The organism is Streptomyces sp. NPDC054961 (assembly GCF_053609145.1).
The window spans coordinates 21,634-40,217 of record NZ_JBSGWY010000042.1; the positions used below are offsets into that span (position 1 = coordinate 21,634).

An 18,584-nucleotide genomic window follows, 5' to 3' on the forward strand; every position below is an offset into this window, starting at 1 on the left:
AGTGCGGCCCATGGGACTCTGCTTAACCGGCACGGCTCAAGACACCCTCAAGGTCTCCCGGTCAGGCTGGAAGTCGTTGCCCGCACCGGTCGGCGCCGGCTCGGTCAGTGGGCTCGGCACCGCCGTCCTGCCGTGGAGGTACGGAAGGCGGTACTGATCGGCCGGAAGCCAGAGGGACCCGTAGGCCACCAAGCTGTTCCACACGGGCAGCAGGAGCCGCCTGACCACGATGTGGGCGAAGGTGTGAGCGGGGGTTCTCGAAGCGGACATCGTCGTGCCCTTCCTTTGCGAGCGGAAGCACCACGGTGGTCCGCGCGGCTCGGCAGGGCCTCAAACATTTCTCGTGTGCGCCCGCGCTCGAGCGTCACTCAAGCGGCCTGTGCTGACATGCACTGAGGTTCCGCGCACAGGACCAGGAGGGGACCGGCCGATGCCAGAGCGGGAGCACGGCCGACAGGTGACCGTGGTCGAACGGCTGACCACGAGCCTCGATCCCGCCTCGTTCGAGCGCGAGCTGGTCGCCTACGCCCGCCGCCGGGAGTCCGCCAAGGGCCTGGAGGCCCTGGTGACGGCCGCCTGCGCCGACCGGCCCGGCAGCTACGTGCACCTCGACCGGTGGAGCTCGCTGGACCGCCTCCTGCAGTCCGGGCACGAGGCCGGCGCCTCGATGGCGTTCTTACGCGGCCTCGGCCCCGAGACGGCCACTTCCTCGGAGCTGATGGTCACCGTCGGGCGGATGACCGTACGGGGCAAGTTCGCGGACGCCGCGCACGTCGTCCTCATCCACGCCGTCCTCGACGGCGAGCCCGAGCGGTTCGAGCTCGACTTCGGCTCCCTGGTGGGGCAGTGCGTGCCGGACGCCGGTTTCGGCGGGAGCGATCTGCTCCGCTCGGCCGCCGACCCCCGCCTGTACACGGGCCTGCTGTGGTGGCTGGACGCCGATGCCTGTGCGCGCGTGCGCGGCGGCGTCGGCTATCCGGACCGGCTGGCGAAACTGTCCGCCTCGGCGCAGGTGCGCGAAGAGGCGGCCCGGCCCCTGCGAGAGGGCTGAGCGGACCCGCCCCGGGCACACCCCGGGCCCGGACCGCGCCTCGTCCCGGCGCTCTCCCCTCCCTCCGCTCCTCCGGGGCTCTTGCGGTACTCCGGCCGCGCTCTTGCCGCGCTCTCCCCGCGCTCCTGCGGCCCTCCTGCCGGGCACCCGCTGCCGTACGAGCCCGCTGCGAGCACGGCAGCGCAGCATCGGAACATGGATGAGTCGACCGATCCGCAGGTCCGTTTCACCGTGCTGCGCGGGCAGCCCGATGCCGAGGAACTCGCGGCGCTGACGGCCGTCCTGTGCGCCTGCCTCGCGGCACCGGCCGCGGACGAAGCCGAGGAGTACGGGGCCTCGGCTGCGTCCGCGCCCTGGGGGGGCCGGCGCCGTCCGCGTCCCCGGGTCGGCTGGACCAGTCACACCTGACCTCGGGCCCACGGGCGACCGGATCACCGGCCAGCGGGTCCCAGCGACGGTCGAGCGTCCTCAGCGAGGGTCGAGTGTCCTTCGAGAGGGCGCACCTACGTTCCTGCTCCGGGCGGGAGCGAGGCACCCACGGCAAAGCGTGCCCGCTGCGCCCACAAGACATTGCCAGGGGGACCCGGAAGTGACCAGCGACTACAGCAGTTTTACCGAACTGATGATCGATAGAGCCCGGCTGACACCCGATCGAGAGGCGCTCCTGCTCCTGCCGGACAGCGACGAGTCCGGCCGCCCCGCCTCGGTGTCCTACCGTGCGCTCGACGCTTCCGCGCGCGAGCTCGCCGGCTGGCTCCAGGCCCGGGGCAGCGCCGGCGAGCGGGTGATGCTGCTGCACGACTCCCGCCACCAGTTCGCCGTGTCCTTCCTGGCCTGCCTGTACGCGGGCGCGATCGCCGTGCCGGTCCCGCCGTCCGGCGGCCGCAGCCACCACGAGGAGCGGGTCGCCGGGATCCTGAAGGAGTCGGGGCCCTGCGCCGTCCTGACCGACGCCGCGCTCGCCCCCGCGATCTCCCGGATACTGGCCGGCCGGGGGCACGGCCAGATACCCTGCCTGGCCGCCGACGCCGTGCCGCAGCACGCCGAGTGGCGCCTCCCCGAGCTCGACCGGGACAGCGTCGCCTACCTCCAGTACACCTCCGGTTCCACCGGCAGCCCGCGCGGGGTCGTCGTCACGCACGGCAACCTGCTCGCCAACCAGGAGGCCCTGGGCCGGATGCTCGGCGCCGGGCCCGGTGCCAGAATCGGCGGCTGGCTGCCGCTCCACCACGACATGGGCCTGGTCGGCCAGCTGCTGCACCCCCTGTGGCTGGGCGGCACCTCGGTGATGATCACTCCCGAGGCCTTCGTGAAGCGCCCCGTGCGCTGGCTGGAGGCCATCAGCCGGTACGGCATCGAGGTCAGCGGCGCACCGGACTTCGCGTACGGGCTGTGCGTGCGGCGGGTCACCGACGAGCAGCTCGAGGGCATCGACCTGTCCGGCTGGCGGATCGCCGTCTCGGGCGGGGAGCCGGTGTCCGCGCAGACCCGTCGGGAGTTCACCGACCGGTTCGCCGCCGCGGGCCTGCGCCCCGACGCCATGAGATCCGCGTACGGACTGGCCGAGGCGACGTTGCTGGTGGCCGGCGGACCCGCCGACGGCGAGCCCATGACGGTCGACGCCGAGGCGCTCGAGCAGCGCCGGATGAAGGCGCCGCGCCCCGGCAAGCCGGTCCGCACCCTGATGTCCAGCGGTACGCCCGACGGCTCGACCGACGTGCTGATCGTGGACCCCGACACCCTCGACGTGCTCCCCGACGGCAAGGTCGGCGAGATCTGGGTGTCGGGACCGGCCGTCGGGCAGGGCTACTGGCGCGACCGCACGGCGACCACGGAGCGCTTCGGCGTCGCCGTGGACGGCATGGGCGGTCAGCTGCGGACGGGGGACCTCGGCGTCCTGCACGAGGGCGACCTGTACGTGACCGGCAGGCTGAAGGACATGATCGTGGTCGCCGGCCGCAACCTGTACCCCCAGGACCTCGAACACACCGTGCAGCGGATCAGCGCCCTGTTCGGCACGGGAACGGCCTTCTCCGTACCCGGCGAGCGCGAACGCGAACGCGTCGTCCTGGTACAGGAGCTGCGCACGCACAAGCGGTACGCGCTCGACCTCGAAGCGATCGCCGAGGGCGTGCGGCGCTGCCTCGCCGAGGAGTACGACATCGCGGTGGGCGGGGTGCTGCTGGTACGTCCCGGCACGGTCCGGCGCACCACCAGCGGAAAGGTGGAGCGGACCGCGATGCGCCGGCTGTTCCTCAGCGGCGGGATCCGGCCGCTGTACCAGCACCTGGACGACGAACTGAAAGTACCGGCCGGGCCTTCGCGTTGAGCTGGTCAGCAGGGACACCGAGCCGAGAGGGAGCTTGACGTGAACGCGGATGCACCGGGCGGTCCCGACGAGCGGGTTTTCGCAGCCTGGCTCGCCGAAACGATCGGCGGATACGTACGTCGGGAGGTGCCCCAGGACGAACCGCTGACCGATTGGGGTCTCGACTCGATCGGGCTGCTCGGCCTCTACGGGGACATCGAGGAGCGGTTCGGACCGCTGCTGGACCCGGCCGACATCTGGGCGTACCCCACGATCCGCGACCTGGCGCGCTTCCTGGCCATGCGGGAGGGCATGGGCCGGCGCGCCGGGCAGGTGCGCGCCGCGTTCGTCTTCACCGGGCAGGGCTCCCAGCATCCCCGGATGACCGCCACGCTGTACGACGAGCTCTCGGGCTACCGCCACCACCTCAGGGCCGCCGACGCCGCGATCCGCCCGTACCTCGGGATCTCCGTGACCGAGCTGGTCCTCGCCGGGGATCCGCGGGTGCACCAGACGGCGCTGACCCAGCCGGCCCTGTTCGCCGTCGAGTACGCGCTGGCCATGACCCTGATGGAGGAGCAGCAGGTGCGTCCGGTCGCCGTGCTCGGGCACGGCATCGGGGAGATCGCGGCGGCCGTCGTGGGCGGGGCGCTGCCCCTCGACGACGCGGCGCGGCTGGTCTGCTTCAGGGGCATGTACATGCAGTACCTGCCCACGGGCGGCGGGATGATGGCGACCTGCGCGGATCCCTTCGAGGCGGCGGAGGCCACGGCGAGCGAGCCGGGCGTGACGATCGGGGCGTTCAACGCGGCCCGCGCCACGGTCCTCTCGGGTGAGCTCGAGGGGCTGGAGCGGGTCCGGGAGCGGCTGGCGGCGATCGGCATCTCGAGCGCCTTCCTCCAGGTGACGCACGCCTTCCACTCCCCCCTGATGGAACCGGTCACGCCGCGCTTCGAGGAGGCGGCCCGCCACCTGTCGGGGTCGAAGCCCGGGCTGCCGTACTACTCGACGGTGTACGGGCGGCGGATCGAGGAGCCACTGGACGCCGCGTACTGGACGGCCCAGATCACCTCTCCGGTGCGGTTCGCCGACGCGGCCCGGCAGATGCTCGCGGAGCAGACCCCCAGCCATGTGGTGGAGATCGGCCCGAAGGCGGTGCTGATGCCCTTCCTCCGGCGGATGGCCGGCTCGCGCGGACCCACCTGTCTGGCCGTGTGCCGCGGTCCCCAGACCAACGCCGTGGACATGGCCGGGGTCCTCTCCGCCCTCAACGCGGGCCCGCTGGCGCTGGGATGAGCACCCGGGGCACCTCGGTCGCCCCGGCCGGGCCCGCCGAGCCGGTCGGACCGGCCGTCCCGGGCCCGCTACGGGATCCAGCCGGCCTCCTCCGCGATCCGGATGGCATCGATCCGGTTGCGGGCGTTGAGCTTGTCCACGATGGCCGTCAGGTAGTTGCGCACGGTGCCCTCCGTCAGGAAGAGCTCCTCGGCGATCTCCCCGGCGTCCGCGCCGCGGGCGGCCAGCCGGAGCACCTGCGTCTCGCGGGGCGAGATCGGGTTGTCCAGTGCCTCCCAGGCGCTGAGCGCGAGATCCGGGTCGATGACCCGCTGCCCGTTGGCCACGGCCCGTACGGCCTGGGCGAGCCGGGCCGGCGGGGAGTCCTTCAGCAGGAACCCCGAGACGCGGGCGGCCATCGCCCGGCGCAGGGTGCCGGGTCTCCCGAGGCTGGTGAGGATCAGCGTGCGGCAGGTCGGCAGGCGCTCGTGCAGTTCGGCGGCGGCGGTCAGCCCGTCGGTGCCCGGCAGATCGATGTCGATGATCGCGACGTCGGGCCGCTTTTCGAGCGCTGCGGGCACGATCAGATCTCCCCGGTCGACGGATGCGACCACAGAGAAGTCGGGTTCCAGTTCGAGCAGGGCGATGAGAGCGCCGCGGACCATGTGCACATCTTCGGCGAGAAGAATATTCAGCGACAGCATTTGTTGTTCCTCCGTTCCCCATCTGCCGGTTCAGGCAGCCGGATTTCCCGACACCCGAACATCTGCCGCCGTTATCCCGGCGCCTCTGTACCTCTGCGGTTCGACGGCCTCGGCCGGCTCGGGCGCGGTCGGCCTGAGCGGTGCCCTCGCCGTCAGGCGGAAGCGCCCCTGCGACTCGACGCCGGCGCTCAGCACTCCGCCGATCGCCGTGAGCCGGGCGTCGAGGTTGCCCAGTCCGCTTCCCCGGTCGCCGGAGTCCGAGAGGCCGATGGCGTCCACCCCGTCGTTCTCCAGCACCAGCTCCACCATCTCCCCGTCGACCGTCGCCCTGATGGTGCAGGACTGCACCTTGCTGTGCCGCAGGATGTTGGTCACGCCCTCGCGCAGGGCGGTCGCCAGCACGGTGTCCACGAGCGGGTGCAGCCGCCCGCAGTCGATGTCGACCTCGGCGCGGACGTCGGCCGCGGCCATGACGTCGACCACCGACTCCGCCTCGGCTGCCAGGGACATGTCACGATATCCATTGGCGACCATCCGTACGTCGACGAGCGCCTGGCGCGACACCACGAGGACGGACGCGATCTCGTCGCGCGCCCGGTCGGGGTTGTTGAGGACCAGACGGGTGATCAGCTCGCACTTCAGCGAGATGGCCGACAGGCTGTAGCCGAGGAGATCGTGCAGGTCCCTGGCGAACCTCAGACGTTCCTGGGTGACGGCCATCCTCGCCATCTCCGCCCGGGTCTCGTGGACTTCGCGCACCAGATCGGTCAGCCGGGTGAGGCCGTAGATCACCAGACCGGTCAGGGCCGTGGAGATGCCCAGGTAGGCCACGTCGAGCATCGTGCCGCCCTTGCCCACCGCCCACCACACCACGACGAGCGAGATCGCCCCGAAGGTGGGCCAGGCGACGCGGGGCGGCGCGAGCAGCAGGACCGAGGCGCACAGCGGTCCCGCGACGCTGCCCCACGCCAGGTCCAGCCAGACCACCGGCAGGAAGGTGAGCACGAACTGCACCGCCAGGGCGATGCACTTGCGGCCGGTGGACCACCGGCGGGCCCGGGCCGAGGTGAGGACCAGCTGCACGGCGTAAAGGACCAGGACGGCACCTTCACAGACGAGGAGCTCCGGGGTCCGGCCGCGCAGCGCGTATTCCGCATTGAGCGCGGTGATGATTCCGTATCCGGACAGGACCATGACCACGATGCCCTGCGCGAGACGCGGCGCCAAGACGTCGGAAAGGCGACCACGTTTGTCCGGACTTAAACTTTCCGCTTGCTCCGTCCCTTGAGCTAGGTCGTTGTCCGCAGTCCGGAAACGGCCCGTCATATGCTCGCTCCTCAGTAGGAAATCGGGAGGGTCTGAGATCGCACTATATGCCGAGCCTGCCAGGCAGAGGGCGGGTAACGGAACAGTCCTGATCTACAGGGGCAGCGGGACCGAGTTGAGTTCCCCGAAGGCGAGAACGGCGTCCCGCTGACCGAGACTCGGCGGTACGTCGAAGAGCCGCCCGGGAGCGAACCTGGCGTAAAACGGGCGCAGTCCGGGTACCAGGGTCTTGACCACCGGAATCCCGACGTCCGGCCGCGTCTGGTCGAGGACCAGAAGCTCCATGCCGTGCGACCACAGCAGCGTCCGGATGTACTGGACGTCGTCGAGGAGGTCCGCGCTGCGCCCGGCGTACGCCCAGGATCCGGGCGTACGCGCGGTCTGCGCCGGATCGGGGAACAGCTGCGGCTGACCGGGCAGCGCCGTACCGGAACCGCCGGGGGCCGGCATCAGCTGCACCATCTCGGTGAGCGCCCTGCGCAGGGCGAGGCGCGGGTCGAAGTGCGCCCCGAATCCGAAGACGAACTCCTCGGCCGGGCCGGCGGTGTTCTGGCAGAGGGCCACCACGACGGGGATGCCCAGGTCGGAGGTGAGGTCCAGGGCCCAGACGCGCCGGCCGGTCCGGGCCAGCGCGGCCCTCATCGACGCGAGCCACGGCTCGTCGAAGGAGTCCAGGTCGATGGCGGGCAGGCGCAGTTGGTTGTACCACCACAGGGCCACGGAATCCCGCTCGACGAGTTCGAGGACTCCCTGGACCACGGCGTCCTCGAGGCTGCCGCCCGCGGCGTTGCCGTTGGAGTCGGCCCACAGACCGTCCCGGGGACCGCCCGCGCCCGTGTCGAAGTAGAGGGTGGAGGTGGGGAGCAGCCGGTGGACTCCGGCGGTGAGCGACCACACCGGCGTCCAGTCGGTCGCGGCCGCGGGATCGAAGGGATCGCTCACCCGGTGGAAGGGTGCCTGCCGGGCGTTCCATCTCGCCCGGTCGGCGTACTGTCTCTCGTCGAACAGCTGGTAGGCGTTGGGGTGCAGGGCCGCGTCGCCCAGACCCGTGAGCGAGTCCCGGATGACCAGCTCGTCCCCCTGGCGCGAGCTGCTGTAACGTTCCGCCGCCTCGCACAGCGCGCTCGCCCGCGCCTCGGTGGCGGTAGCCCCCTTGCCTCCGCTGCGCGAACGCAGGACCTGGTGGACCCCGGCGAGCGAGTGCCCGCGCAGGGCCAGGTTGGGACCGGAGTCATAGGCGTGGAGCCCGTCGGGAACCCCCGGCATCGGGCGCAGGTGCGTCACGATGCCGGTGACCGGACTGATCAGCCGGCGGTTCTCGATCAGGATCCCTTCGGCGGAGATCGCCCGGTCGTTGCTGCCGGAACCCTCCGCCTTGGGTCTGGACACCGGGACGACCGGCCGCGCCGTCTGCGCGGCGACGAGCGAGGGGTCCCCGCAGTCGGGGCACTGCGGGCGGCGCAGCACCGTGTGGTGGGTGGTGCTCAGGCTGAGGCTGTCCAGGACGCAGACCGACCGCTGTTCCGGGTAGCGCAGACCCGCCAGCCATTTCGACATTTCCAGTACGGCGCTCTGGATCCCGAGCGACCGTACGGCGGAGAGGCTCGGGGCGGGCCGCGGAGCGGGACCGTCCAGGCCCAGGGCGCGCTGTACCGGGACCTCGCTGCGGCGGTGTTCGGACAGCCGGTGGGCCAGGCAGGTCCAGCAGGGCCCGGACGAGTCCGGGGTGAAGAACGGTCCGGTCCACGGGTCGGCGGCGAACGGTCTGGCCAGCAGCCAGGTCCGTCCCTGGCCGCGCAGTCGCGCGGCCAGGGACCGCAGTCCCGGATCCAGGTAGTCCGAGCAGACCACCAGGGTCAGCGGGACCTCGCAGTCGTCGTCCACCGCGTTGAGCCCGGAGGCGTAGCAGGCGGCGCGGGCCGCACCCGCGTCCACCGCCCCGACCGGGATCACCGCGACCGGAGCCCTGCCGACCTCGGCCGTGGCCTCGTGTCCGTCGAGGCCGGCCCGGTCCCAGTAGGCCTGGGCGAGGGAGCTGTCCTCTCCGGTCGCGGCGGCGCAGGGCCGGTACCCCACCAGATTGGCCTGCGCGAGGCTGCGCAGCGCCCGTCCCACTTCGGCGACGGGCATGGTCAGCGAGGCTTCGCGCAGCAGCTCGGGCAGCGTGCGGCTGCCGTCGAGCAGCGGGACGAGGTTTTCTATCCCGCCGCCCCGCAGCACGGTCACGCCCTGGTCCGAGAGGACGAACGCGGCTTCGCCCGGGACCGACTCGGCCCTGACGTGGCGCTTGAAGGCGATGAAGGGACCCGCCGGAGGTTCCTGTATGGAGGTCACGCGACCACCTGTACGTCGGCTACTTGGCCCACCATGCAGGTGCACGGGTGCACGCAGATGTCCGACGAGCCGTACGCGGCGGTGCTCAGCTCATCGATGGAGAGGGTGGCGGCCGCCGCCCAGTCCATCCCCTGGGCCTCGAGTCCGAACTCCAGCATGACCGCGGCCGGATCCCGGTCGAAGCGCTGCCCGAGCTTCGGTTCGAGTCCGGTCCTGGCGGCGAGTTCCGCTAAGCGAAAGATGTCCTGGGCCACGTTCATGACTTCCCCCTGTGACGAACGGTGCTGCTTGGCGTCTGTCTGGGTCGAGAGTCTGGGGCGGCGCCTCATGGGACCGGCAGTGCGACATTCATCAGCCGCCTATGACTTTTTCATGATTCCCCTCATGTGTGCCTCACTGGGCCGCGGCCGCCCCCCGGTGCGAGTCTGCTGTACCTGACTCCAAAGGGTCGTCGCAGGGTTTGGCCGACGGCCGTGGCCCGACAAGGGGGAGCACACGCATGGAGATCAAAGTACTCGGGTCACTCGCCGTCCACGAGCGCGGTGTCTCGGTGGTTCCGAGCGCGGCGAAGCCCAGGCAGCTCCTGGCGCTTCTCGGCCTCCACGCCGAGCGCGTGGTCACCGTACCGACGCTGATGGAAGAGATCTGGGGCGAGGACATCCCCCGCAGCGCGTCCACCACACTGCAGACCTACATCCTGCAGCTGCGCCGGAAGATCGGCGCGGCACTGGACGGGGATCCGCTGCTCGACGCCAAGGACGTCCTGGTCACGCAGTTCGGCGGGTACCTGCTCCAGGTGCAGCCGGGCCAGGTGGACGCCCACGAGTTCGAACGGCTCGCCGACTGCGGCCGGGCCGGCTACGACGCCGGCGACTACCGGGCCGCGTCCGACCTGCTCGGCCGCGCGCTCGCGCTGTGGCAGGGCCCGGCGCTGGTCGACGTACGGGCGGGCTCGGTCCTCGAGCTCGAGGTGCTGCGGCTGAACGAGGAGCGCACCGCCGCCCTCGAGCGGCGCATCGAGGCGGACATCCGGCTCGGCCGGCACGCCGAAGTGATCCCGGAGCTGCGGGTCCTGGCGGCCCGTCACCCGCTCCACGAGGGGTTCTGCGGACAGCTGATGCGCGCGCTGCACCGGGCGGGCGGAAGCTGGCGTGCCCTCGAGGCCTACCAGCGGCTGCGGGGGTCGCTGGTGCGCGAGCTGGGGCTCGAGCCGTCCGCTCCGCTCCAGATGCTGCACCAGGCCGTCCTGTCCGGGGACCTGGACCGGGTCGATCCGGTGGGCGGCGCCCAGCCCCGTGTGCTCCAGCGCGTGGCGGCGGCCGACTAGCGGCCGCCGGTCGAGCGGGGCTCGCGGCCGGTCGAGCCATGCTCCAGAGGGCGTGCCGACGTCTTTGAGGGGTCGTTCCTAGCTTGGGGCGATGACGACCTTCGACGAACTGCTGACCACGCTCGCTCCCTCGCCGAGCCTGCACCGGTCCACCGCAGAACTCAACCGGCTGAAGGACGAGGTAAGCCGCGGTCCGGACCCCGAAGCGACGAAGCGGCAGCACGCCAAGAACAAGCTGACCGCCTACGAACGGCTCGAACTCCTCTTCGACGAGGGAACGTTCACGGAGATCGAGCCGCTCCGCCGGCACCGGGCCACCGGTTTCGGCCTGCAGCACCGCAGACCCCACGGCGACGGCGTCGTGATCGGCTGGGGCCAGGTGAACGGCAAGACGGTGTTCGCGTACGCGCACGACTTCCGGGTCTTCGGCGGCGCGCTCGGCGAGGCGCACGCCGAGAAGATCCACAAGGTGATGGACCTCGCCGAGAAGGCCGGCGCGCCCCTGGTCTCCCTCAACGACGGCGCCGGTGCCCGCATCCAGGAGGGCGTCTCCGCGCTCGCCGGATACGGCGGCATCTTCCGCCGCAACACCCGCGCCTCGGGGGTGATCCCGCAGATCAGCGTCATGCTCGGCCCGTGCGCGGGCGGGGCGGCGTACTCCCCGGCGCTCACGGACTTCGTGTTCATGGTCCGCGAGACCTCACAGATGTTCATCACCGGGCCGGACGTGGTCCGCGCGGTGACCGGTGAGCAGATCACGCAGAACGGCCTGGGCGGCGCCGATGTGCACGCCTCCGTCTCCGGCGTCGCCGGATTCGCGTACGACACCGAGGAGGAATGCCTCGAGGACGTCCGCTACCTGCTCTCGATGCTCCCGCAGAACAACCGCGAACTGCCGCCCGTCGTCCGCGGCGACGACCCCGCCGACCGCCGCACCGACGGCCTGGCCGACCTGGTGCCGGCCGACCCGGGCCAGGGCTACGACATGCGCAGGGTGATCGAGGAGATCGTCGACGACGGCGAGTACTTCGAGGTGCAGGAGGCCTGGGCGCCGAACATCGTGTGCGCCTTCGCGCGGCTCGACGGCCACGTGGTGGGCATCGTCGCCAACCAGCCGGCCGCCCTGGCCGGCGTGCTGGACATCCACGGTTCCGAAAAGGCCGCCCGGTTCGTCCAGACCTGCGACGCGTTCAACGTCCCGCTGCTCACCCTGGTGGACGTGCCCGGCTTCCTGCCGGGCGTCGACCAGGAGCACAACGGCATCATCCGGCACGGCGCCAAGCTGCTCTACGCGTACTGCAACGCGACCGTCCCGCGGATCTCGCTGGTCGTCCGCAAGGCCTACGGCGGGGCGTACATCGTCATGGACTCGCGGTCCATCGGCGCCGACCTGGCCTTCGCCTGGCCCATCAACGAGATCGCGGTGATGGGTGCCGAGGGCGCGGCCAACGTGGTCTTCCGCAAGGAGATCGCCGCCTCCGACGACCCCGAGACGACACGGGAACAGCTAGTCAAGCAGTACAAGGCCGAACTGATGCATCCGTACTACGCAGCCGAGCGCGGGCTCGTGGACGACGTCATCGATCCGGGTGAGACGAGGCAGGTACTGATCCGCTCGCTCGCGATGCTGCGGAGCAAGCACGCCTCGCTGCCGGAGCGCAAGCACGGCAACCAGCCGGTGTGAGCGCGGGGGGCGCGCCGCCGCGGTCCCCGCATGGGGACCGCGGCACGCCTCTTCGGCCGGGTCCGGTGCCGGGGCCCCGCGTCCCCCCGGGACGACGCAGGGCCCCGTACCGGCCGCGCGCGCGTCACTCCGCGCGCGGCTGCGCGGCCCGCCCGAACCAGCGGGTGAGGGCGAGCCGCAGTTCCTCCGCGTCCCTGGCCTCGCCCAGCGCGGACCAGACCGCGTAGCCGTCGGGGCGCAGCAGCAGGGCTCCGGTCCCCCAGGCGTCGCTCGCGGCGGTGGCCGTCACCACGTCCACGCGGTCGGACCAGGGGGCGGCCAGGGTGCGCAGGCCGAGGTGGCCGGCCAGGTCCAGGAGCAGCGGGCGGCCGCCGTGCAGGAGTTCGGCCAGGGTGGTCGGGCCGTCGGGGGTCTTCAGGGGCAGGCTGGGCACGAGCCGCCCGGCCAGCGGGTCATCGCGGCGGGCGCCCACCCCGTACGTCACCGCGGTACCGGTGATCATGGCGCTGAGGTGGGCGTTGACCTCGTCGAAGTGCATGAGCTCCGAGAACAGCTCGCGCAGCGCGTCGGTGCGCGGATCGGGGTCCATCAGCGCGACCTGGGCCCGTACGTTGTGCAGGACGGCGGCCGCGACGGGGTGGCGTTCGCTCTGATAGGTGTCGAGCAGTCCGGCGGGCGCCCAGCCCCGGATCTCGGCGGCGAGCTTCCAGCCGAGGTTGACCGCGTCCTGGAGGCCCAGGTTCACCCCCTGGCCGCCGGCGGGGAAGTGCACGTGCGCGGCGTCGCCCGCGAGGAGGACCCGGCCCTTGCGGTAGAGCTCGGCCTGGAGCGAGGCGTCGCTGAACCGGGAGATCCAGGCGGGGCTGTCCATCGGGACCGGCCGGCCCGCGATGCGCTCGACCTCGCCGCGGAGCTCCTCGATGGTGGCGGGCGCGTGCCGGTCCTGGTGCGGGCCCCTGAAGTCGTAGGTGCAGACCCGGCTCAGCCCGTACGGGTTGGTCCACAGCAGCGTCCAGCCGCGCGGGGTGCGCTGCCAGCCGCCGGGCGCCCCGGCCGGGTCGAGCAACCGTACCTCGCCCATGAGCGCGGCGACGGTCGGCCCCGCTCCCAGGAACCGGATGCCGCTCAGTTTGCGCACGGCGCTGCGCGCGCCGTCCGCGCCGACGACCCAGCGGGCGGTGAGGGTGCGTTCGGTGCCCCGGGGGGAGCGGACGCGCAGGGTCACGTGGTCGGCGTGCTCGTCGAGGCCGACCAGTTCCGCGCCGGGCACCACGTGCGCGCCGAGCCGGGCGGCGTCCCGCGCGAAGACCTCCTGCGCCCAGGCCTGCGGGCTGCCCACGATCACCGGGCCCTCCTCGACGACCCGTGAGAGGTCGAGGTCGAAGAGGGCGCCGAAGTGGAAGCCGACCGGGCCCCGGACGGTGCGGGCCGCCACGTGGCGGCCGGGCTGTACGGCGTCCAGCAGGCCCCGGCGGTCGAGCGTCTGCGCCGTACGGGCGTGCAGGGTGCTCGCCTTGGAGATCCCGTTCGGCTCCGGCAGCTGTTCCAGCACGGTCACGTCGATGCCGAGCAGGGCCAGTTCGCGGGCGAGCAGGGTGCCGACCGGCCCGCCGCCGACCACGGCCACCTCGGTGTCGACGCCGGCTGTCGCGGTGTCCTGTCCGGCATCCATGGGTGCCTCCCTCATCGGTACTGCTTCCAAGGAGGTAACACCGCCGGGGACGGGGGGGTTGCCGCGCCGGCGGGCGGCCGCGGACCGCGAAACGTTTGGCCCGATCCTTCAGCGGCCCTTGCAACAGTGCAGCCATGAGACAGAGCTGTCGCGAACGAAGGGGTGTGTCATGACGAGCATGCCGCTGACCGGGAAGGCACTGCGCATGGCGCGGCTCTCCCGCCGAGGTGACGGCCGGTATCTGTTCATCCCGCTCGATCACTCTGTTTCCGACGGACCGATCGTCAGAGCAGCGGGATTCGCCGACCTCGTCGCGGACATCGCGGGAGGCGGCGCGGACGCCGTCGTCGTGCACAAGGGCAGGGCCCGGATGATCCCGCCGGCCCTGCTGACCGACACCGGACTCGTGGTGCACCTCAGCGCCAGCACGAACCACGGCCCGGACGTCAACGCGAAGGTCCTCGTCGGTGACGTCGAGGAATGCGTACGACTGGGCGCGGACGCCGTCAGCGTCCACGTCAACATCGGTTCGGACACCGAGGCCGAGCAGTTGAGCGACCTCGGGACCGTGGCGGCAGCCTGTGAGCGCTGGGGCATGCCGCTGGTGGCCATGATCTATCCGCGCGGGCCCCGGGTGAGCGACCCCACCCGCCCCGACCTCATCGCGCACGTGGTCGGCATCGCCGCCGATCTCGGCGTCGACATCGTCAAGACGGTCCTCGCGGCCCCGCCGGAGCGCATGGCGGAGGTGGTCGAGAGTTCCCCTCTGCCGATCATCGTCGCCGGCGGCGGCGGCTCCGAGGAGAGCCTCACCGCGTTCGCCGTGTCGGCGATGGCCAACGGCTGTGCCGGTCTGGCCGTCGGCCGTCGCGTGTTCAACAGCCCGTCCCCGAAGCAAGCGGTCCAGAAGCTGGCCGCGATCATCCACGGCCATGGGCTCGCGAGCGAGTCCGAGCCTCACCCAGAACTGGCAGGTGCCTTGTGAAATTCGCCTGGATCGACCTTCGCTCCGTCCCCGCCGACCACCGCGAAGCGGTCATCGACGCGGCCGTCCACGCCCGTGTCGACGGCATCGTCGGCAGTGACCCCGAGGTGCTGGCCACGCTGCCCACCACGGTCAAGCGCATCCTGATCGACACCGAGCGCCCCGAGAACCAGGGCCTCGACGACCTGATCGTGCTGCGCGAGGTGGCCGGCAACGACCAGCTCAACGCGCTGCGTTCGCGCCACCAGTCCGGCGAGAAGGACATCGCCGGACTGGTGAACGTCATCGACGACCCGACCCTGACGCTGGCCTGTGACACGGCGATCGCGCTGCCGTACACGGTGGTCCAGTTCAAGGACCCGACGAAGATCCCGCTGGAGATCGTGATCGCCGCGGCGGACCGCGCCCCGGGCCAGCTGATCTGCCAGGCCGACAACCTGGAAGAGGCCAAGGTCATCATCGACGTCCTGGAGAAGGGCTCGGAGGGCGTCCTGCTCTCCCCGCGCAACGCCAACGACGTCTTCGAGCTCGTCGAGGCCCTGCGGGTCAAGACGCCCGACCTGAACCTGACCACGCTGACGGTCGACTCCATCGAGCACCTGGGTCTGGGCGACCGGGTCTGCATCGACACCACCTCGCACTTCGAGAAGGACGAGGGCATGCTCATCGGCAGCTACGCGCACGGGTTCATCCTGTGCGTCAGCGAGACGCACCCGCTGCCCTACATGCCGACCCGTCCGTTCCGCATCAACGCGGGCGCCCTGCACAGCTACGTCTTCGGGCAGGACAACCGGACGAACTACCTGAGCGAGCTGAAGGCCGGCAGCCCGGTCCTCGCCGTGGGCGCCGACGGCCGTACCCGCCGCATCGTCGTGGGCCGGATCAAGCTCGAGTCGCGTCCGCTGCTGAGCATCAAGGCCACGTCCCCCGAGGGCGTCGAGGTCAACCTCATCGTGCAGGACGACTGGCACGTACGGGTCCTCGGCCCCGGCGCGAGCGTCCTGAACGTGACGGAGCTCAAGCAGGGCGACAAGGTGCTCGGCCACGTCGCCACCGACAAGCGCCACGTCGGCTGGCCCGTGGGCGAGTTCTGCGTCGAGAAGTAAGCCCGCGAACGCCCGTCCGGTGCCGTACCCCAGCGCGGGTACGGCACCGGGCCGGCGGGGACGTACCGGCCCCGGAGAGACGATGAGCGACGATGGCTGGTGGGGCGCCGAACTCCTCGCCGCCGCTGCCCCAGAAGCGATCTGGGCGCGGGCGGACGACGCGGTGTCCTTCGCAACCCTGCGTGTCCGGACCGCACGGCTGGCCCGGACCCTGACCTTCCACGGGATCCGTCCGGGGGCCTCCGTGGCCCTCCACGGGTCACCGAGCTTCACCCACCTGTGGGCGGTCCTCGCCCTGTGGTCGATCGGCGCACAGGTGATCCTGCTGGAGCCTTCCCTGGGCCGCGCGGAGCGGGAGGCGCTGCTGGAACTCAGCGATCCCCAGTACGTGGTGACCCTGGGCGCACTGCGCCGCGAGGAGGAGGTGTTCGTCCCGGAGTGCGAGGTCCTGGTGCGGCCGAGGCCGGGAGCCCGGCCCCCGCGCACGGACCACTGCCTGGTCCAGTTCTCCTCCGGCACCACGGGCCGCCCCAAGGCGGCGGGCCGCACCGCCGACTCGCTGCTGACCGAGGTGCGCCGGCTCGGCCGGCTGCCGCTGATGCCCCGGGCCGGCGAGCGGGTGGCCGTACTGGAGCCCGTGGCCCACTCGTTCGCGCTGATCGGCGGGGTGCTCCACGCCCTGGCGACCGGGGCGTGCGTGGTGTTCCCGGCGTCCGGAGACCGCGCGTCGCTCGTCGCCGCGGCGGAGCGCTGCGAGGTGGTCCTGGGCCGCCCCGGCCATTTCGCGCTGCTCGCCGGCGCCCCCGCCGGGGTGCGCCTGCCGCGGCTGCGCCTGGCCGTGTCCGGCGGGGACTCGCTGCCCGGCGAGACCGCCGGGGCCTTCGCCCGGCGCTACGGCGTCCTCGTCGGCCAGGCCTACGGCACGACGGAGACCGGCATCGTGGCCACGGACCTGGCGGGCACGCACGGTCCGGGGACGCTCGGCGTGCCGGTGCCCGGCGTGCGCACCCGGATCGCGGGCGGAATCCTGCAGGTGCAGGTCGCCCGCTCCCCCTATCCCTACGAGACCCACGAGACCCACGAGACCTCGCCGCTCGCCGGCGGCTGGCTCTCCACCCACGACCTGGTGGCCCGCGATCCGGCGACGGGCGCGCTGCGGCTGCGCGGCCGGGCCGGGCGGACCGCTTCGGGCGCCGACCTCCTCGACATCGAGGCGGTGCTGCGGGCCCACCGGCACGTCACCGACGCGGTGGTGCTGGGCGGCCCGGATCCCGTCGAGGCCCACGTGGCCGGGACCGAAGAGCTGCGTCCGGCCGAACTGTCCGACTGGTGCCGCCGGTTCCTCGGCGAGCACTCCGCCCCCCGGCGCTTCCACGTGGTGCCCGAGCTGGCCCGTTCCGCGAGCGGCAAGGCACTGCGCGACCGGGCCCGGCTGCACGCCCGGGGCTGGGCGCCGGCGCCGGGCCCCACGGGAAGGAGGCGGTGATGCGGGTGCTGACCGCGGCCCCCGCCGCCGCGGCCTCGCGGTACGAGACCGACGAGGAGCGCTGGCGGGCGGTGCGCGACGGCGACGAGGCGGCGGACGGGACGTTCTACTACGTCGTGCGGACGACCGGCATCTACAGCCGGCCCTCGTGCGTGGCGCGCCTCGCACGGAGGGAGAACGTCGAGTTCCACTCCTCGCTGGAGGAGGTCCGCGCCCTGGGCTACCGCCCGTGCCGGCGCTGCCATCCGGACGAGCCCGAGCAGAACCGGTACTACGCCGACACCGTCGCCCGCGCCTGTCGGCTGATGGACGGGGCGCTGACGCCTCCCAACCTGGACGCGGTGGCCCGGTCGGCCGGCTACAGCCGCTTCCACTTCCACCGCATGTTCAAGTCCCTGACGGGCGTCACCCCGTACGCCTACTGGACGGCCGTGCGCGCCCGGCGGGTCCGCGCCGAGCTCATCGGCGCCCGTACCGTCTCCGACGCCATCTACCAGGCCGGTTTCAATTCCAACGGGCAGTTCTACGCCGCTTCCTCGGCGATCCTCGGCATGACCCCGCAGGAGTTCCGCGCGGGCGGCGCGGGGGTGGAGATCCGGTCGGCGGTGGGCACCACGTCGCTGGGTCCGGTACTGGTCGCCGCCACCGGCCGGGGGGTGTGCGCCGTGCTCACGGACGCCGGGGACACGGCGGACGCCTCGGACGGCGCGGTCCGCGCGGACCGCGCGAACGGTACGCGGCTGCGCGCCCGCCTGTCGGCCCTCTTCCCGCACGCCGGCCACCACGAGGCCGACCCGGCGTTCGGGGAGCTCGTGGCGCAGGCGCTGGCCCGCGCCGAACTTCCGTACTCCGGACGGGACTTGCTGCCTCCCACCGCCCTGCGGATGTGCCTGCGGGAGCGGATCCGCCAGGAGCTCACGCCGCTGGGCGCCACCCCTCCCGCGGCGGAGCGCGACGCGGTCGGCGGTCTTCGGGCAGGCTGACCTTCGTACCCCCGTTCACACACGAAGGCCCGGTACCGCTCGCGCATCTGGTCAGGGAGTAGCCCCAACGGCCGGATTCCCCGGAACCGGGCAGAGCTGCCCGGCGAAGCCGTGGAGTTCGTCGCCCGGCAGGTACAGGTTCCCGCCTCGGAGCTGGAGTCCTACGACTGGACGGGCCGTGCGGTCGAGTACCACCGCGCGCAGATGGCGGCCGTCGTCGATGGCACATCGGTCGACATCCCGTTCTCCTGTCAGTTCCGGGTGGCCAGGCGACGATGTAGGCGTGGTGCGCGGCCAGCCGGTTCGGGGCGGTGCTCAGCGCCTCCCACCGGACGTTGACCAG

General features: G+C 72.1%; 16 protein-coding genes. 10 read left to right on the top strand and 6 right to left on the bottom strand.

Annotated elements, in window-relative coordinates:
- Positions 1–36: 36 nt before the first annotated feature.
- Positions 37–270, bottom strand: coding sequence for a hypothetical protein (locus tag ACWF9Z_RS29475; RefSeq protein WP_453606941.1), 234 nt, complete (start codon positions 268–270; stop codon positions 37–39).
- A 160-nt stretch (positions 271–430) separates the two neighbouring features.
- Here ACWF9Z_RS29475 and ACWF9Z_RS29480 point away from each other — a divergent pair, with 160 nt between their 5' ends.
- The 4 genes from ACWF9Z_RS29480 (at position 431) to ACWF9Z_RS29495 (ending at position 4,655) form a co-directional block, all read left to right on the top strand.
- On the top strand, positions 431–1,051 hold the full coding sequence (locus ACWF9Z_RS29480) for a hypothetical protein (protein ID WP_453606943.1): 621 nt from the start codon (positions 431–433) through the stop codon (positions 1,049–1,051).
- A 195-nt stretch (positions 1,052–1,246) separates the two neighbouring features.
- Positions 1,247–1,459 (top strand): acyl-CoA carboxylase subunit epsilon, encoded by a 213-nt coding sequence (locus tag ACWF9Z_RS29485; protein WP_453606946.1) that lies wholly within the window; start codon positions 1,247–1,249, stop codon positions 1,457–1,459.
- A gap of 181 nt (positions 1,460–1,640) precedes the next feature.
- Entirely contained in the window at positions 1,641–3,380 is a 1,740-nt protein-coding gene (locus ACWF9Z_RS29490) for a fatty acyl-AMP ligase (protein ID WP_453606949.1), read from the top strand.
- Positions 3,381–3,419: 39 nt separating this feature from the next.
- Positions 3,420–4,655, top strand: a complete 1,236-nt coding sequence (locus ACWF9Z_RS29495; RefSeq protein WP_453606952.1) for an acyltransferase domain-containing protein — start codon at positions 3,420–3,422, stop codon at positions 4,653–4,655.
- A gap of 68 nt (positions 4,656–4,723) precedes the next feature.
- Here the strand turns inward: ACWF9Z_RS29495 and ACWF9Z_RS29500 are convergent, their stop codons facing one another.
- From ACWF9Z_RS29500 to ACWF9Z_RS29515, 4 genes are all read right to left on the bottom strand, one after another.
- Complete coding sequence (locus ACWF9Z_RS29500) at positions 4,724–5,338, bottom strand: response regulator transcription factor (RefSeq protein WP_356650252.1); 615 nt, start codon at positions 5,336–5,338, stop codon at positions 4,724–4,726.
- A gap of 30 nt (positions 5,339–5,368) precedes the next feature.
- Positions 5,369–6,565: a sensor histidine kinase gene (locus ACWF9Z_RS29505; RefSeq protein ID WP_453606955.1), complete on the bottom strand. Its 1,197-nt coding sequence runs from the start codon at positions 6,563–6,565 to the stop codon at positions 5,369–5,371.
- A gap of 192 nt (positions 6,566–6,757) precedes the next feature.
- Positions 6,758–8,998, bottom strand: a complete 2,241-nt coding sequence (locus ACWF9Z_RS29510) for a TOMM precursor leader peptide-binding protein (RefSeq protein ID WP_453606957.1) — start codon at positions 8,996–8,998, stop codon at positions 6,758–6,760.
- Positions 8,995–9,258: a hypothetical protein gene (locus ACWF9Z_RS29515; RefSeq protein ID WP_453606960.1), complete on the bottom strand. Its 264-nt coding sequence runs from the start codon at positions 9,256–9,258 to the stop codon at positions 8,995–8,997. The genes ACWF9Z_RS29510 and ACWF9Z_RS29515 overlap by 4 nt, the downstream gene beginning before the upstream one ends.
- 239 nt (positions 9,259–9,497) lie before the next feature.
- Here ACWF9Z_RS29515 and ACWF9Z_RS29520 point away from each other — a divergent pair, with 239 nt between their 5' ends.
- Together ACWF9Z_RS29520 and ACWF9Z_RS29525 are read left to right on the top strand one after the other, a co-directional pair.
- Positions 9,498–10,325, top strand: coding sequence for an AfsR/SARP family transcriptional regulator (locus tag ACWF9Z_RS29520; RefSeq protein ID WP_453606963.1), 828 nt, complete (start codon positions 9,498–9,500; stop codon positions 10,323–10,325).
- Between the two features lie 91 nt (positions 10,326–10,416).
- A complete protein-coding gene (locus ACWF9Z_RS29525) occupies positions 10,417–12,009 on the top strand; it encodes an acyl-CoA carboxylase subunit beta (RefSeq protein WP_453606965.1) in 1,593 nt (530 codons plus the stop codon).
- Positions 12,010–12,133: 124 nt separating this feature from the next.
- On the opposite strand, the gene ACWF9Z_RS29530 is transcribed toward ACWF9Z_RS29525, so the two are convergent.
- Positions 12,134–13,681 (bottom strand): FAD-dependent oxidoreductase, encoded by a 1,548-nt coding sequence (locus ACWF9Z_RS29530; RefSeq protein ID WP_453606968.1) that lies wholly within the window; start codon positions 13,679–13,681, stop codon positions 12,134–12,136.
- Positions 13,682–13,859: 178 nt separating this feature from the next.
- Between ACWF9Z_RS29530 and ACWF9Z_RS29535 the strand changes: the two genes are divergently transcribed.
- From ACWF9Z_RS29535 to ACWF9Z_RS29550, 4 genes are all read left to right on the top strand, one after another.
- Positions 13,860–14,666, top strand: a complete 807-nt coding sequence (locus ACWF9Z_RS29535) for a 2-amino-3,7-dideoxy-D-threo-hept-6-ulosonate synthase (RefSeq protein WP_356650369.1) — start codon at positions 13,860–13,862, stop codon at positions 14,664–14,666.
- The gene (locus ACWF9Z_RS29540) at positions 14,663–15,772 is read left to right on the top strand and encodes a 3-dehydroquinate synthase II family protein (RefSeq protein ID WP_453606970.1); all 1,110 of its coding nucleotides are present in this window, start codon (positions 14,663–14,665) and stop codon (positions 15,770–15,772) included. Before ACWF9Z_RS29535 ends, ACWF9Z_RS29540 begins: the two co-directional genes overlap by 4 nt.
- 82 nt (positions 15,773–15,854) lie before the next feature.
- Positions 15,855–17,258: a class I adenylate-forming enzyme family protein gene (locus ACWF9Z_RS29545; protein ID WP_453606972.1), complete on the top strand. Its 1,404-nt coding sequence runs from the start codon at positions 15,855–15,857 to the stop codon at positions 17,256–17,258.
- Entirely contained in the window at positions 17,258–18,241 is a 984-nt protein-coding gene (locus ACWF9Z_RS29550; RefSeq protein WP_453606975.1) for a bifunctional transcriptional activator/DNA repair enzyme AdaA, read from the top strand. Before ACWF9Z_RS29545 ends, ACWF9Z_RS29550 begins: the two co-directional genes overlap by 1 nt.
- Positions 18,242–18,584 lie beyond the last annotated feature (343 nt).

Coding starts and splice junctions, on each gene's coding strand:
- ACWF9Z_RS29475 (WP_453606941.1), bottom strand. CDS start 270: ATGTCCGCTTCGAGAACCCCCGCTCACACCTTCGCCCACATCGTGGTC.
- ACWF9Z_RS29480 (WP_453606943.1), top strand. CDS start 431: ATGCCAGAGCGGGAGCACGGCCGACAGGTGACCGTGGTCGAACGGCTG.
- ACWF9Z_RS29485 (WP_453606946.1), top strand. CDS start 1,247: ATGGATGAGTCGACCGATCCGCAGGTCCGTTTCACCGTGCTGCGCGGG.
- ACWF9Z_RS29500 (WP_356650252.1), bottom strand. CDS start 5,338: ATGCTGTCGCTGAATATTCTTCTCGCCGAAGATGTGCACATGGTCCGC.
- ACWF9Z_RS29515 (WP_453606960.1), bottom strand. CDS start 9,258: ATGAACGTGGCCCAGGACATCTTTCGCTTAGCGGAACTCGCCGCCAGG.
- ACWF9Z_RS29520 (WP_453606963.1), top strand. CDS start 9,498: ATGGAGATCAAAGTACTCGGGTCACTCGCCGTCCACGAGCGCGGTGTC.
- ACWF9Z_RS29525 (WP_453606965.1), top strand. CDS start 10,417: ATGACGACCTTCGACGAACTGCTGACCACGCTCGCTCCCTCGCCGAGC.
- ACWF9Z_RS29530 (WP_453606968.1), bottom strand. CDS start 13,681: ATGGATGCCGGACAGGACACCGCGACAGCCGGCGTCGACACCGAGGTG.
- ACWF9Z_RS29535 (WP_356650369.1), top strand. CDS start 13,860: ATGCCGCTGACCGGGAAGGCACTGCGCATGGCGCGGCTCTCCCGCCGA.
- ACWF9Z_RS29545 (WP_453606972.1), top strand. CDS start 15,855: ATGAGCGACGATGGCTGGTGGGGCGCCGAACTCCTCGCCGCCGCTGCC.
- ACWF9Z_RS29550 (WP_453606975.1), top strand. CDS start 17,258: ATGCGGGTGCTGACCGCGGCCCCCGCCGCCGCGGCCTCGCGGTACGAG.